The organism is Blautia sp. BIOML-A1 (genome assembly GCF_009883055.1).
Lineage (GTDB): Bacteria > Bacillota > Clostridia > Lachnospirales > Lachnospiraceae > Blautia_A.
On record NZ_WWVR01000012.1, the window covers coordinates 323 to 15,671 of the forward strand.

A 15,349-nucleotide genomic window follows, 5' to 3' on the forward strand; every position below is an offset into this window, starting at 1 on the left:
CTGTTCACAGGTAATATCCCGCGAGGTGTTTTGCCATGAATATGGCAAAATCCCGAGACATACGGGGCAAAATGCCATCACCGAAGGTGATTTGGAATGCATTTTGACCAAGTTACTGCGAACGGAGTGAACAGTNCACAGATGTAGAAAAGAAACGTAAATTCGTGTGTGTTGATCCACATGATATGCCGATCATCGCAGTTGTTGATCCGGAAATGATGTCCTCTATGCCGAAAGGACTGACTGCTTCTACCGGTATGGATGCACTGACTCATGCAATCGAAGGTTACACCACAAAAGCTGCATGGGAAATGACAGATATGTTCCATCTGAAAGCAATTGAACTGATCTCCAAATCTCTTCGTGGAGCAGTTGATAACACCAAAGAAGGCCGTGAGGGAATGGCTCTTGGACAGTATATCGCAGGTATGGGATTTTCAAATGTAGGTCTTGGAATTGCTCATTCCATGGCTCATACGCTGGGCGCTGTTTACGATACACCACATGGAGTTGCATGTGCTATGATGCTTCCGATCGTTATGGAATACAACCAGGAATGCACTGGTGAAAAATATCGTGAGATCGCACGTGCAATGGGTGTCAAAGATGTAGATTCCATGACACAGGATGAGTACAGAAAAGCTGCAATCGATGCAGTAAGAAAACTTTCAGTCGATGTTGGAATCCCGACAAAACTGGAAGCAATCAAAGAAGAAGACCTTCAGTTCCTGGCAGAGTCTGCTCATGCAGATGCATGCGCACCGGGAAATCCGAAGAATGCAAGTGTAGAAGATCTGAAGGATCTTTTTAGAAAGATTATGTAATTTAAAAAAATTTAATCGTATGGGGAATCCTTTGAAAATTTCTCCTGGTGTTTCAGGTGGGGAGATTTTCGTGTGAAGGATTCCTCTTTTTGTGTTTGGATTGTAACTGTTCACAGGTAATATCCCGCGAGGTGTTTTGCCATGAATATGGCAAAATCCCGAGACATACGGGGCAAAATGCCATCACCGAAGGTGATTTGGAATGCATTTTGCCCAAGTTACTGTGAAAGGAGTGAACAGTAACTTGGGATTCTTGAGGCCTGCTGTGTAATGGAGAAGGATTGTTCTGTTGTATGCCATACTATGGGTAAACGAAAGATTGGATGACCACGGTAGAAGTATAAATAGTAACAGAGTACATAAATTCAATGACCTATTGCTTATACTGTGGTATATTGGTAAAAAAATGAAGAGAAGGAACGGGTTATGAGTATAGAAGTTGAGATCAAGTTAAAGATTAATGAGAAGAAAAGCATAGAAGAGAAACTGGCAGAATCTGGTTTCCAAAAAGGTGCACTTGTTGGGGAGTCAGATACTTACTATATGGCGGCGCATCATGATTTTGTAGCTTTGGATGAGGCACTTCGTGTACGCAGTACGGAAAACAGGACAACAGGTGAGAAGTCTGCTGCCATCACTTATAAGGGCGCGAAACTGGATAAGATTTCCATGAGCAGGCAGGAACTGGAGACAACGGTAGGTGATGCAGAAATCTGCCGTAATATATTAGAGCATATTGGTTTTTGTCCGGTTCCTTCTGTAGAAAAGCTTCGGCAGTATTATCACAAAGAAAATATCACGGCCTGTGCAGATTCGGTCACGGGGCTTGGGGATTATCTGGAGCTTGAAGTGATCGCTGATTCCAATACAGAGAGAGAACAGGCTCTGGAACAGATAGAAGAGGTACTTCAGATCCTGGGATATTCCATGCAGGATACGACACGAACCTCATATTTGTCCATGCTATTGGCAAAATAAAATACTTAAATTTGCGTCCCTTTTGGCGTTTCTGTCGTCTAATAAGTAGAAGCACATAAACAGAGGCTTTTACACAACATTTCCTGATGACCGGTCAGAGACAGGAGAATGGAGAAATCAATGAATAATGAATTTTTGATACGAAGGGCGAAGAAAGACGACAAAGATGCTTTCTGCAGGCTGATGGATGAACATTTGCAGTGCATGTACAAGATGGCATCTGCATATCTCAAAAACGATGAGGATGTTGCCGATGCGATCCAGGATACCATTCTTTCCTGCTATGAAAACCTGAAAAGTCTGAAGCAGAACAGATATTTTAAGACATGGATGCTGCGGATCCTGATCAACAAATGCAAGGATATTCTGAAGCAGAAGAAACAGGTTACATACACGGATCAGATGCCGGAGACTCCTTTTTATGAGGAAGAGTATGCTGCAAAAGAATGGGCACAGATGCTGGAACCACTGGATAATAAATATCGTCTGGTGATCCTTCTGTACTATATGGAAGGCTTCAATATCCGGGAGATCAGTGACATCCTGGATATGAAAGAAAGTACTGTGAAATCCCGTCTTCAGAGAGGAAGAAAACAGGTTGCAGAATTGTACGAATATAAGGTCAGGGAGGGACGTGCCTAATGATGAATCTTAATGATAATGAAAAGGATTTCCAGAAAAAACTTCAGGAAGAAACAGAAATACCGGTGATTGTGCATGAGCGTGTAAAGCAGGCATATCATCTGATCGAAAATAATACTGCTGTGCAGAAAAAGATGCCAAAAGAACCATATCACTGGATGAAGATCGGAGGAAGAATTGCAGGAGGTATGGCAGCAGTACTTGCAGTTGGATTTGTACTTTGTGCGGTGAATCCAGTCATGGCCAAAAATCTTCCGGTGGTTGGAGGACTCTTTGAAATGCTGCAGGATAACGTGAGCTTTTTCGGGGATTTTTCTGATCATGCAACGACTCTGGAAGCCGTTGATACAACTGAGACAGAAGGAACCGCGGCAGACACTGAATCAGATATAGAAGAAAATTCACCGGAAGATACTGAGGTGGGACCGGATAGGACAAAAAAAGACACTGCATATACCAAGACGGCAGATGGTTTGACAATCACATGCTCGGAAGTATACGCGAACAGTCAGGCGGTCTATATAACTATGCAGTTTAAGAGCGGGCAGCCATTTCCGAAGACAGAAACTTTGGCTGAGAGTGGCAAACCTGTTATAACTCTTGATATGACTGGAAGTGTGGATTTTAACCAGGAGGCAGATCCAATCATTGACGGTCAGGTGGAAGGACAGTTTCTGGATGACAACACCTATGCATGCATTTTCCGATATGATCTTGCTCAGGCGGCACAAGATTACACGGAATATAATGAAAAATATAATGAGATGTCACAGCAGGTGCTGGATGAAATGGGAATAACACTGGATGATCTGAATGATGAGACAGATGAAGGATATGAATTACTAAGTAAATTCTTAGATGAAGTTTCTGCAAGAGGCGGGGCACTGGAAACCTATATCAAAAATGTTGAGATCCCGGATACTTTTAACCTCCAGTTGGACATTACCAAGGTAAAAGGTCTCAAAGCAGATTATGAATGGTCAGAAGATGACTATGAAAAATATGGAACGGATGCCGGTTATTATAAATATGAAGGTGACTGGAACTTTGATATTCCGGTTACAGTAGACGATTCTCAGACCGAGGTTCTGGAACTGAACGATACAAATGATACAGGTATTGGACTCAGATCCGTAATCCGTACACCATATGAGCTGACGGTAAATGAGCTTTATGAGGATGGCTCTGCCAGTGATTGTTTTATGGTTGCACTTGATGCCAATGGAAACAAACTTCCATATAATGATTCCACCGGAAACTGCAATAATTTTACAATCCAGGACAGAGATATTTCCACCGTTGACATCTATATTCTGGACTATATTCAGTACATGGATGAACTGAAGGGACCGGATAATTACAACAATAATGAAAACAAACCAGAGGGTCAGAAGTGGAGCAATCTTCTCGACCAGTATGCAAAATATCACAAGACCCTGCATTTTGACTGATAACGTCATAGAATGAGAGAAATAAAAAGATAGTATTTTACTTTTGGGGTGGAAACGAGTATCATATGGGTAACAACGTTTGCACCCAAGGAGGAGATTATCATGAAGATTGGTTTTATCGGTTGTGGAAATATGGCGACAGCCATTTTAAAAGGAATTCTGAAAAGCGGTGAGGTGGCAGCAACAGATATCATTGCATCTGCTAAATCAGACAAAACCCGCGAAAAGATTGAGAAAGAACTCGGTATTAAGAAGGCGGATACGAACGCACAGGTTGTGGAATTTGCCGATGTAGTATTTCTGGCAGTGAAACCGCAGTTCCTGGAAGGTGTTCTGGATGAGATCAAAGCCAGCGTAAAAGCAGATCAGATTTTTATTTCTATCGCACCGGGCAAAACTCTCCAGTGGTTTGCAGACAAGCTTGGCGAGAAGACAAAGGTTATCCGTACAATGCCAAATACACCGGCAATGGTCGGAGAAGGCATGACAGCTCTTTGTGTGAATGATCTTGTGACAGAGGAAGATACAGCACTGGCAGTAAAACTCTGCAATACCTTCGGAAAGACAGAAGTGATTCCGGAACGTCTGATGGACGTAGTGGTAGGTGTTTCCGGAAGTTCCCCGGCATATGTTTTTATGTTCCTTGAGGCAATGGCGGATGCAGCAGTTGCAGATGGAATGCCGAGAGCACAGGCATACAAATTTGCTGCACAGGCGGTACTTGGAAGTGCGAAGCTGATGCTTGAGACCGGCAAACATCCGGGAGAACTCAAAGATATGGTATGCTCTCCGGCAGGAACTACCATTCAGGCAGTACGTGTACTGGAAGAAAAGGGGCTTCGCAGTGCAGTGTTTGAAGCGCAGACAACATGTGTGAATAAAGCTAAGGGAATGTAAGACGAATTGTTATAAATTTTGTTTGGTCAACCATTATTTCTACAATTGTAGAAATAATGGTTGACTTTTACTTTCTACAGATGTAGAATACAATCAACTTCTACAGATGTAGAAAATAAAATTCAGGGAGAATCCACTATGAAGACAAGAACAACAAAATTTATGACATTTATGACCGTAGCAGCACTGGGGATTTTTTCAGCAGGAACTGTCAGGGCAGCAGGAAATAATGATTTTTATACGCAGCCGCCGGCTGGCTCTGCCTGGGAGAAGTCAGATACGGAAGGAACCTATGCCAGTTATACAAATGGAAGTGATTATGTTAACATCTATAAATATTCATTGGAGGATGTTAAAACTGGAATCGCCAAATGTAACGACACTTACGAGGCCTGCTACCAGACGATTTATTCAGAGGGAAACAGCCTGTATATGGTAGTAGGATATGCAAAAGATGCAGATGATATAGGTGATGTAAGGGAATTTGTGGAATATATTTCTTATCCGGGCAACCCGTCTCTTACCAGACAGGCGGACGAAGATGCGGAAGGAAATGCTGATAAAACAGGTACGAATACTTCTGGTCAGACGTCCGGACAGACTTCCGGAGAAGATGCAAATTCCCCTGATACGGAAGAAAATGCTTCCGCAGATGCAGCAGATAACAGTGATGATTCAGATATTATTAGTACCTCGCCGATGACATTAGTTGACAGCGATGGAAATACAATTGAGATCAATTACATTCTCCACAAGGATTATTCCTATGAATATCGTGGAGATGACGGAATGGAATATACGGATAACGGGGATGAAACTTATACAGATGAAAATGGAAATACCTACTCAGCTCTGAATGATGATACACATCATCTGGGACATACGCTGGAACAGCATGATCTTCAGGATGTAGACGGCAATACTGTGACGGTTACAGAGACTACAAATGGTGATTATTATTTCCGGGACGACAATGGCACCGGATTCACGGACAACGGAGACGGAACATGGAGCGATGAAAACGGCAACAGTTATACCGAAATGAATTGATAGCGACGAGCTTCTGTAAAATATGCAGAAGCTCTTGCCATTTTTTGGCCCCGTGGTAAAATAAAATTATTCCTACATTTGTAGAAAATATATCAGATGTGAAACAGGAGGGTGGAAAAAGAGTGAAAAAAACATATCAGAGATTACCTGAATCAGAATTGGATATCATGCTTGTTCTTTGGAATGGTACTCCTCCGATGACCAGGCCGGAGATTGAAAAGGTGATCAATACAAAGAAAAAACTTGCATCGACAACAATTCTGTCGCTGCTGACAAGACTGGAGAGTAAAAACTTTGTGGAAGTGACGAAACAGGGAAAATTAAACCTGTATACTCCACTGGTTTCGCAGGTAGATTATCAGGCGCACGAAAGTCAGAGTGTTCTTGAGAAGCTTTATGGAAATTCGCTGAAAAAATTTGTGACTTCGCTTTATCATGGGAAGAAGATCAGTTCTGAAGAGATTCAGGATCTCAGTGAGTTTCTCAAGGAGCTGGAGAACAGAGAGGAATAGCAAATTATGGAGGTTTTTGTTCTGCATATTCTAAAACTGAACATTATTGCAGCAGTTGTAATTTTACTGGTCAGGGTACTGGCAATTTTGTTTAAAGGGCGAGTATCAGCTAGATGGAAGTATTTTATCTGGCTGCTGCTTGCGGTAACCCTTTGTGTTCCGGTGCGTCTCCCGGCGAATTTGGCATTGGTGGATGTTAAGATACAGAATAACAGTCAACGGGATGTACAAGAGCCGAAGACAGAGGATCACACAGTCAGATCAGGAAAAGGTCAGAAGATAGCAGAAACAGTGTCATCTTCGAACAGCAACAGGAAGAGTATGACTGAAATCCCGGAACAAAAGAGAACGGTCATGTGGGAGCCAGATAAATGGATGGAAATTGTGACTGTGATTTTTGTTACTGTCTGGCTGAGTGTGGCGGTGCTTAAACTGGCAGGAGAACTGCTGGCATATTGTCTCTCCATGAAGAAAATGGAGCGGATGAGTCTGCCGGTAAGTGATCCGGTGAGTATTCAGATGTACAGAGAGGTATGTCGGAGAAGACAGATACGCAGAATACCAGAACTCAGGCAGAATGCAGGCCTTACCACACCGCTTCTTGCCGGACTTTTTCATACAAAGTTGTATCTTCCGGCAGCCGGATATTCCGCAGAAGAAAGAAAACTGGTCTTTTATCATGAACTTACCCATTATTGTCACCGGGATCTCTGGTATAAGATGCTTCTTCGAATCTGTGCATCGATATACTGGTTCAATCCGTTTCTCCTTATCATGCTGAAAGAAGCGGATAAAGACATTGAGAATCTGTGTGACACGGCAGTTGTACACAGAGTCAATAAGAAGGAACATAAACTGTATCGACAGCTGCTTCTTCGCACAGTGGCGATGAACAGTCAGATTCCGTATGTGACGGCAAGTCTTAATGACAGTGGAATGGTGTTTAAAGACAGAATTCTGTATATGGTGAATATCCAAAAGCTGAGGAGAGGAATTCTGCCGGGAGTTTTGCTGGCGATGCTGCTTGTTGGCGGGAACCTGGTATTTACTGTTTCAGCAGGGACAGACACAGTTCCGGTCAGGATGGCGAAATCTGACCAGGAAAGGAATGCAGATCCAGAAGAAAAGAATACACCGGATTATGCACCATTTTCTGAAATGGTAAATATGCAGAAAAATGCAGAGACACAGAGCGAAGAGGAAGCGGCAGAGAATGTAGATCCAGAAGATTCTGTAAAGTCAGGCGAAAATGCAGATACGGAAACAAATTCTGAAGTGGCTGTGGAAAACAGTGGACAGATAAACGAAACGACAGATGATGGAAGTGATCCTGACAGCGACGGATCTGCGTCCTATTATGAGAATCTGCCGGAAGGTGTGCCATATACCAGTGGATTCAGTACTCCTTCCGGTGTGGCATCTATTGTGGCAGCAGGGGAAGGCGATGAGGAATCCAGAGTTCTTTATGATAACGGAGACGGAACTTATTCTGATGATCTCGGCTTCAAATACAGTTATCAGGGAGATGGAAACTGGGCAGATGCCAATGGAAATTCCTACCGCACCTGGAATGACGAAGATTACAATTTCGGAACCCAGCTGGGTCAGCATGAACTTCAGGGCAGCAACGGCACTGTCGATGTAAAAGAGACTACAAACGGGGATTATTATTACCGTGATGCAGACGGTGTAGGATACACCGATAACGGTGATGGAACCTGGACCGATGAGAATGGGAATACCTATACGGAGTGATCCGTCCGGTGGAAAATTCCCGGAAACTTATGGAATCAGGGTGCAGAGGCACTGGAAGACGCAGAGGATGCACTAAACGATGCATCATCGGATGAGCGAGCCACCGGCAGTCGAGGTTGTGGTGGTAATCAACAGCCTGGGAGTTGTGCTGATGCTGTACTCCGGCTCTGGAATCTCGGCAATCTCCAGTGTACCATATGCATTTTCTGAAGTGTTCAAAAATATCTCTCTGGGAACCTGGACTTATATTTTTCAGGGACTCCTGGTGTTATCGCTGATGATCATGCGAAAGAAATTTGTTGTACCGTATCTTTTCAGTTTTGTTGTGATTTACCTTCAGTGAAATGCTTGATGTACATGAAATGTGGATATACAACTTGGTTTAAACTGGAACATGTTCTGCAGATTCCGGTATCTGTTATCTTTGGATATTTCATTGATCTGACCATGCTTCTGTTTACATGGGTAAACCCGCAGGCATATGTTATGAAGATCGTAGATCTTCTCATCGGATGTCTGATCCTTGGATTTGGTGTGTATATGGAAGTACTTGCAGACGTTGTTATGTTGCCGGGAGAATCTTTTGTCCGTGCGATCGTTCTGACATGGGAAACCAACTTTGGTACGACAAAAATCTGCTTTGACGTTTCCATGGCAGTGATTGCGGCAGCACTGTCTTTTGCATTCACCAGACGCCTCAATGGTGTGTGTGAAGGTACAGTTATTGCGGCACTTCTGGTTGGATATATTGCCAGAGTTCTTGGCAAGAAGCTTGCATTTGTCAAAGAAAAACACTTGATATAAACTTCTGAGAAATGAAGGAAATACAGGGCTTTGCAGGATGTAGAATTTGATTCTGTGATAAATTTGTGACAAATGGAGAAAAATCCATAGAAACACCGAGATTAGGCATATTGATTTTCGAAAAGGCATATGCTGTAATTGCTATAGGCGAAAAGAAATGACGAGTCCATGTGGACGAAAAAGAGTGAAGCCCTCAGTACTGCGAATACTGGGGGTTTCTTCTTGTTTATTTACAGTGGATAAGAAACCACTAGGCTAGTGTTGCCTCACTTGTCGCCGTCTAACCATTTGCAAACATAATAGGCGGCTATGCTTGCCGTACAGGAGACAAAAAAAGAAATGACGATTTCCATATAGACTTCACCTCCTCCCGTTGCCGGGTATCGGCTGGACAACATAGCTAGTACATCACGCTTTAGAACAAAATGGAACATATATAAATGATTACTGTTTTTTTGAATCACAACACTCGACAAATTTTTTACAAAATCAGTGTATTGTCACTTTAAAAAAGATTTCTCGAGTGCTAAGATAGACAAGGGATATTACCTACTGAAGAGTTATCATAAATTACCTATGGAGGAAATATAAAGTGATAGAAGAAATTGAAGCACAGGAGAACAAAAAATTATCAGTCCTGCGGGGCGAGCTGGCTCTGCTGGTTGTGATATTGATCAACAGTCTGGGAGTCGTGCTGATGCTGTACTCCGGCTCTGGGATTTCGGCAATCTCCAGTGTACCATATGCATTTTCAGAAGTGTTTACAAAGATTTCTCTTGGAACCTGGACTTACATTTTTCAGGGACTTCTGGTGTTATCACTGATGATCATGCGAAGGAAATTTGTTGCACCGTATCTTTTTAGTTTTGTTGTTGGATTTGCATTCAGTGAGATGCTTGATGTACATGAAATGTGGATTAATGTCCTGCCAACAGCTATTGGTTACAGGGTACTTTATTTTATTATCAGCTACCTGCTTCTGTGTATAGGAATCGCACTCTCCAACCGCTGTGGTCTGCCTATTATCCCGACAGATCTGTTTCCGCGGGAACTGGCAGATATCACAAAAGTACAATATTCCAGAATCAAGATCAGCTTCGATGTTATCTGCCTTGCAGTGACTGCACTGATGACCTGTATCATCCTCGGACATCTGGACGGACTTGGGATTGGTACAATCCTGGCTGCTTTTTCCATGGGAAAAGTGATTGGAATGATCGGTGATAAGATGGATCACCATGTGAGATTTGAGTCGTTTATGACAAAGAAAAGTGCATAACAGTTACAAATAAAAAATAAATTCTGTCAGAATTTCATGCTGGAAAAAAGGAGACATCCATGCTAGAATTTTGACAGAATTATTTTATATGAGGAGAAATGCAAATGAAAAAGAAACAAAATCTACTGTTGCTGGTTCTTGCTGTTTTGTTTGTATCTCTGTTTAGTGGAAGTACTGCTGTATCAGCAGCTTCGTTTCCGCGATTAGAGATAGCCAGAACGGGTGAGATTGTCAGCAAAAACAACAACCTGTATTATCGTTACTCAAAAAGAAATTATGCCAGAAATAAATATCTGCGTATCAAGGGAAAGAACTATTATTTTGATAATTCAGGAAAAGCCTGGTATGGAATGCATACGATCCACGGCAGAAAATATTACTTTGGAATCCGTTCAGAGGGATATATGTACAGAGACCGTCTGTTCCGTTACAACAAGAATTATTACTACGTGAACAAGAAGGGAATTCTTATCACCGGTGGCTGGTACACACTTCCTTCCGGTAAACGATATTATTTCGATTCCAGTGGAAAAGCATATACCGGGAAAAAGAAAATAAACAAGACGACATATTATTTTGAAAAAGATGGTGCACTGAATCATTCGGGGCTGTATTATGATCTGGCTTCAGATTGTGCGCTTCTCATCAATGCCGATACAGGAAAGGTCTTATACGCAAAGAACGAAAATATGCGGCATGCCAATGCAAGTACGACCAAAATAATGACTTGTATACTTGCTCTTGAAAACAGCAAAATGAATGAAACAGTGAACTTTTCTGCACGGGCAGCAGCACAGGAACCAACGAAGCTGTATGCCAGAATAGGAGAAAAGTTTTATATGAGAGATATGCTTTATTCTCTGATGCTTCCGTCTCATAATGATACCGCAGTGGCAATCGCAGAACATATAAGTGGTTCGCAGAGTAAGTTTGCAAAGCTTATGAACCAGAAAGCCGCACAGATTGGATGCAGCAATACTCATTTTGTGACCGCAAATGGACTGGATGCCGGTTATAACCATTACACAACGGCTTCTGATCTTGCCAGGATTGCCAGCTATGCAATCAAAAAACCAGCTTTTTTGAAACTCATCAACACCAAAAGCTATGCTTTCAGAAGTCTGAATACACGGAGACGTTTTTCGGTAAATACAACAAACGCACTTCTTGGAAATATGCCAGGTGTAACAGGTATGAAAACAGGATATACCAACAAGGCCGGCCATTGTTTTGTTGGGCTGTGCCGCTCACAAAAAGGAAATACATATATTTCCGTTGTTCTTGGAGGGCCGACATCCAAGGCTCGCTGGAGAGATTCAAGGATCCTTCTGAACTACGCATATAAACATTAGAAATTCCATAAAAATAAAAGATTACAGGACCGGTCTGCCGGTCAGTATCAAATAAGAGGATACTGGCTGACAGACCGGTTTGTTTTATATGGATAAAAAAACCAACTTTATTCGTAAGAATCTGTATTTACCTTAAAAATCAGCGTACTTATAATTAGATAAACGGAAGAACAAAAGGAAAAATATATGAAACGTAAAAAAATCACCATGCGAAATGCACTTCTTATTTTCTGTATAACAAGTGTGGTATTTGCACTTCTTCTGCAGACCTTTTTGTTTCATCAGACTCTGCGGCGGCAGATCCGGACAGAAAGTATTTCCGATCATGAGATTTCACTTACCAAAATGCAGACGGATATTGCTTCTTTTATCCATAATATAAGAACGGAAATGCTGACAATCTATAGTGAACAGGATCTGATCAGTGCCCTCAGAGCAGCAGAGGAAGAAGGCAGCAGTATGAAGGATTATTACTGGCGGAGCTGGTATTTTGCGAGAAAACGCTTTACAAAAGAGGATCAGCTTCTTGCACTGTATCTGTATGATACACAGGACAAAGTCGTCAGTGCATACAGATACAACGCCTCTTCGTTTCCAAGAAATTTGTATCAGACGGAGTATGATTCCAACACAGAAAGACTTTATGATTATGTACATGACAAACGAACAGACTTTATGATTTCCGGCTATTATAATCCAGATGCAAAGAGAAGTGTGGTTCGTTTTGTCCTGAAGCTTCACAATTATGATGAGGAAAGAAAAAACATCGGATATCTGGTATGCGATATCAACAGCTCTGCATTTACATCGATCATGGCAAAGTATGTAGATATCGAACAGGTCTGCCTGTGGCTGCAGCCCGTGGGAGATCAGGTCATTGCAAAGACGGGACAGGTTTCTGTATCACAAAAACGGATTCAGAAACAGCTTTCCAAAGTAATTGAAAATTATTACAGTTCGGGTCAGCTGGAGCAGGAATATGAGGGAAATTATCTCATTCAGGTACCTCAGGAAGAGTATAATCTGGAAGCTTTTGTTCTGGTATCGCAGTCTCTTCTGACGGCAACACAGAAATCACTGATAAGGACACTTCTGATCATTATGACGGCAATGATCGGTCTGATCGTATTGCTTGTTTTTATGTTGTCCAGATGGATGACAAAGCCTGTAGAGGAGATGAGAAATACCATTGTCCGTATCAAAAATGGGGAGGCCTCTCTTCGTGTAAGTCCGGTCGGGTGGTCGGAGGAACTGACGGTGCTTGGAACGGAGTTTAATGAAATGCTGGACCGTATTCAGGCAATGGCAGAAGAGGAACTGCAGAACAAAATGCTGGTAGAAAGAACGGAATTTAAGATGTTTCAGGCGCAGATCAATCCACATTTTCTGTACAATACACTGAATACCATGAGCGGTATTGCGAATGCACAGAACTGTCCACTGGTGAGTGGGATCTGCCATTCTCTGTCGGCAATTTTTCGCTACAGTCTGAATATGACAGATGAGCTGTCCACCATGCAGAATGAGATGGATCATGTGAGGAATTACCTTTATGTCATGGATGTACGAAATGGTTCTACTGTAGCGTATGAATATCAGATCGATAATGAGACGCTGAATGACAGGCTTCCAAGGATCTGTCTTCAGCCTGTGGTGGAGAATGCACTTACACATGGCCTCAGAAATACCAGGCGAAAAGATAAAAAGCTTCTGATACGAGCAGAACATATCGGAGAAAACCTGGTCATTACAATTGCAGATAATGGTACAGGAATGGACGCGGAAGCCATGAATGTACTTCTGGAACGAAACGACAGGAAACGTGTGGAGACAGGTGTTTCCATCGGAATCTTAAACGTAAATGCACGTCTGAAACAGTTGTTTGGAGCGGAATACGGACTGTGGATACAAAGTCAGGTCGGAGAGGGGACGACGGTCACGATCACGGTTCCGATTGTTTATAGTGAAGAAAATGATGGGGAAACAGGAGGTGCCCATTATGCAAAAAATGAAATATAAAGTACTGGCAGCGGATGATGAATACTGGAGCAGAGAAAATCTCCGGAGTCTGATCTCATGGGAGGATTATGCTATCAAGTTTCTGGATCCTGCGTGTGATGGGGAGGAGGTTCTGGAACGGATTAAAGAGGAAAAGCCGGATATTATTCTCACAGATATCAACATGCCATTTCTGGATGGCCTGGAGCTTCTGAAGAAGCTTCAGACAGAATATCCGCAGATCATCACGATCGCGGTGAGTGGATATGATGATTTTGAAAAAGTAAAAGGCGTTTTTGTATCGGGTGGTCTGGATTATCTCCTGAAACCGGTGGGAAAAGAAGAACTTGTCCGGATTCTTACAAAAGCCCTCGGTATTCTGGAAGAGAGGGAGACTCTGCGAAGAAATACGGAGACAAATCGGCAGAAGGAGCACAAACTGTCATCATTCATGGAAGACAGTGAATATTCCGCACTGCTTTCCGGTAAGCTTTACGGACAGTTTCAGGCACAGCCACATGTCTCCTCCACGGGAGAGTTTTCTGGCATGGCAGCACTGATGGTAAAATTTTATAATATTGCGGAGATTGCAGAGAAATTTGACCATGACAGTCTTCAGATGTCTCTGGATATCAAGACAAAATTGCGGAAACTGACAGATGGAGATCCAGATGCGATCATTTTTAATAACTGTAATAAGATGAGTGAGTTCCTTATTTTTACCTCTCTGCGTACAAAATCCCTGCAGATCTTTGCGGAAAAAATACTGAAGGAATTTCCACTTGACGATTATGGACCGGTCTCTGTGATCCTGCATGAACAGACCGGATCTCTTGATGATATCGGAAATATTTACAGAGATATGATTGCTGTTCTTGTGACCAGGCCATTTACATATACACACTGTATTCTGTCCTGTCCGGAGGGCGAAAGTACTTCTGCATGTCAGACAGTCGGCAAAAATATTTCACACCGGATCGAGGAGGAACTGTATCATTTCCTGAATACGAGTCAGAAAAATGAAACCAGAAAACTGATTTTCCAGACCTGCGATTTCAGAAACTGTGACAATGGGAGCTGGTCCTGTCTTGACGTGAAACAGTATATACGGAGGATTACAGGGATTCTTTATCGTTATGTACAGGAGCAGCAGCCGGAACTGACTGCACAGGCAGAGGAAGCGATGGATGATATTGATTATTACATGAAATGTCTGGATGCAGATTCTGTAATGTCGTCGATTAAGATCCTGCTGAACAGTCTGTGGGAAAATGATTCCGAGAACAATGCGGATTCGGCGGGAAGCCAGGTGGAGCAGATCCGTCAGTATATTCTTACTTCTTATCACGAGAATATCACGCTGACAGCGTTGGCATCTGCTTATCATATGGATGCCAGTTATCTCTCCAGAATGTTCAGTCAGACTTATGGAGAGACGATCATCGCATATCTGACCAGAGTTCGGATGGAGCAGGCAATTCGCCTTATGGGAGATGAAGAGAAGAAGCTGGAGACGATTTCTTTTCTGGTCGGTTATGATGATTACAACTATTTCAGCCGTGTTTTTCGTAAGAAATTAGGGGTAAGTCCAAGAGAATACCGCAATAACATATGTAAATAAGTAACTGTTCAGCAGGTAGTATCCCACAAGGTGTTTTGGGATATTTTTTACCAAAATCCCGAGACATACAAGTCAAAAATGTGCAACAAAAAAATCCAAATATGTCCTAACTGAATAAAGCCAAAGTATGTTTTAATACAATTACCACGAAGCCAGATACAGAACGAAAACATACTTTGGCTTTTA

The 15,349-nt window shown here is 42.4% G+C and carries 11 protein-coding genes and 2 pseudogenes; all 13 read left to right on the forward strand.

Translation table 11 applies throughout. The features are described from left to right. Nucleotides 1–137: 137 nt before the first annotated feature. Nucleotides 138–824, forward strand: a pseudogene (locus tag GT674_RS07445) (lactaldehyde reductase); the annotation flags it as partial. A 426-nt stretch (nt 825–1,250) separates the two neighbouring features. Next, the gene (gene cyaB / locus GT674_RS07450) at nt 1,251–1,802 is read left to right on the forward strand and encodes a class IV adenylate cyclase (RefSeq protein WP_161285134.1); all 552 of its coding nucleotides are present in this window, start codon (nt 1,251–1,253) and stop codon (nt 1,800–1,802) included. A gap of 120 nt (nt 1,803–1,922) precedes the next feature. Further along, nucleotides 1,923–2,444 (forward strand): RNA polymerase sigma factor, encoded by a 522-nt coding sequence (locus tag GT674_RS07455; RefSeq protein ID WP_243149074.1) that lies wholly within the window; start codon nt 1,923–1,925, stop codon nt 2,442–2,444. Beyond that, nucleotides 2,444–3,895, forward strand: a complete 1,452-nt coding sequence (locus tag GT674_RS07460; RefSeq protein ID WP_161285136.1) for a DUF4179 domain-containing protein — start codon at nt 2,444–2,446, stop codon at nt 3,893–3,895. Before GT674_RS07455 ends, GT674_RS07460 begins: the two co-directional genes overlap by 1 nt. A gap of 102 nt (nt 3,896–3,997) precedes the next feature. Continuing rightward, entirely contained in the window at nt 3,998–4,792 is a 795-nt protein-coding gene (gene proC, locus GT674_RS07465) for a pyrroline-5-carboxylate reductase (RefSeq protein ID WP_161285137.1), read from the forward strand. 138 nt (nt 4,793–4,930) lie between these two features. Beyond that, complete coding sequence (locus GT674_RS07470; protein WP_161285138.1) at nt 4,931–5,842, forward strand: hypothetical protein; 912 nt, start codon at nt 4,931–4,933, stop codon at nt 5,840–5,842. Nucleotides 5,843–5,964: 122 nt separating this feature from the next. Beyond that, the gene (locus tag GT674_RS07475; protein ID WP_161285139.1) at nt 5,965–6,354 is read left to right on the forward strand and encodes a BlaI/MecI/CopY family transcriptional regulator; all 390 of its coding nucleotides are present in this window, start codon (nt 5,965–5,967) and stop codon (nt 6,352–6,354) included. 6 nt (nt 6,355–6,360) lie between these two features. Beyond that, on the forward strand, nt 6,361–8,109 hold the full coding sequence (locus GT674_RS07480) for a M56 family metallopeptidase (protein WP_161285140.1): 1,749 nt from the start codon (nt 6,361–6,363) through the stop codon (nt 8,107–8,109). Nucleotides 8,110–8,188: 79 nt separating this feature from the next. Continuing rightward, a pseudogene (locus tag GT674_RS18235) lies at nt 8,189–8,913 on the forward strand (YczE/YyaS/YitT family protein). Nucleotides 8,914–9,508: 595 nt separating this feature from the next. Further along, entirely contained in the window at nt 9,509–10,192 is a 684-nt protein-coding gene (locus tag GT674_RS07495) for a DUF6198 family protein (RefSeq protein WP_373089776.1), read from the forward strand. A gap of 104 nt (nt 10,193–10,296) precedes the next feature. Then, nucleotides 10,297–11,544 (forward strand): D-alanyl-D-alanine carboxypeptidase, encoded by a 1,248-nt coding sequence (locus GT674_RS07500; protein WP_161285142.1) that lies wholly within the window; start codon nt 10,297–10,299, stop codon nt 11,542–11,544. A gap of 186 nt (nt 11,545–11,730) precedes the next feature. Next, nucleotides 11,731–13,563, forward strand: coding sequence for a cache domain-containing sensor histidine kinase (locus GT674_RS07505; protein WP_161285143.1), 1,833 nt, complete (start codon nt 11,731–11,733; stop codon nt 13,561–13,563). After that, the gene (locus GT674_RS07510; RefSeq protein WP_161285144.1) at nt 13,544–15,163 is read left to right on the forward strand and encodes a response regulator; all 1,620 of its coding nucleotides are present in this window, start codon (nt 13,544–13,546) and stop codon (nt 15,161–15,163) included. Before GT674_RS07505 ends, GT674_RS07510 begins: the two co-directional genes overlap by 20 nt. Nucleotides 15,164–15,349: the final 186 nt, after the last annotated feature.

Coding starts and splice junctions, on each gene's coding strand:
- GT674_RS07460 (WP_161285136.1), top strand. CDS start 2,444: ATGATGAATCTTAATGATAATGAAAAGGATTTCCAGAAAAAACTTCAG.
- proC (WP_161285137.1), top strand. CDS start 3,998: ATGAAGATTGGTTTTATCGGTTGTGGAAATATGGCGACAGCCATTTTA.
- GT674_RS07500 (WP_161285142.1), top strand. CDS start 10,297: ATGAAAAAGAAACAAAATCTACTGTTGCTGGTTCTTGCTGTTTTGTTT.
- GT674_RS07480 (WP_161285140.1), top strand. CDS start 6,361: ATGGAGGTTTTTGTTCTGCATATTCTAAAACTGAACATTATTGCAGCA.
- GT674_RS07470 (WP_161285138.1), top strand. CDS start 4,931: ATGAAGACAAGAACAACAAAATTTATGACATTTATGACCGTAGCAGCA.
- GT674_RS07455 (WP_243149074.1), top strand. CDS start 1,923: ATGAATAATGAATTTTTGATACGAAGGGCGAAGAAAGACGACAAAGAT.
- GT674_RS07510 (WP_161285144.1), top strand. CDS start 13,544: ATGCAAAAAATGAAATATAAAGTACTGGCAGCGGATGATGAATACTGG.
- cyaB (WP_161285134.1), top strand. CDS start 1,251: ATGAGTATAGAAGTTGAGATCAAGTTAAAGATTAATGAGAAGAAAAGC.
- GT674_RS07505 (WP_161285143.1), top strand. CDS start 11,731: ATGAAACGTAAAAAAATCACCATGCGAAATGCACTTCTTATTTTCTGT.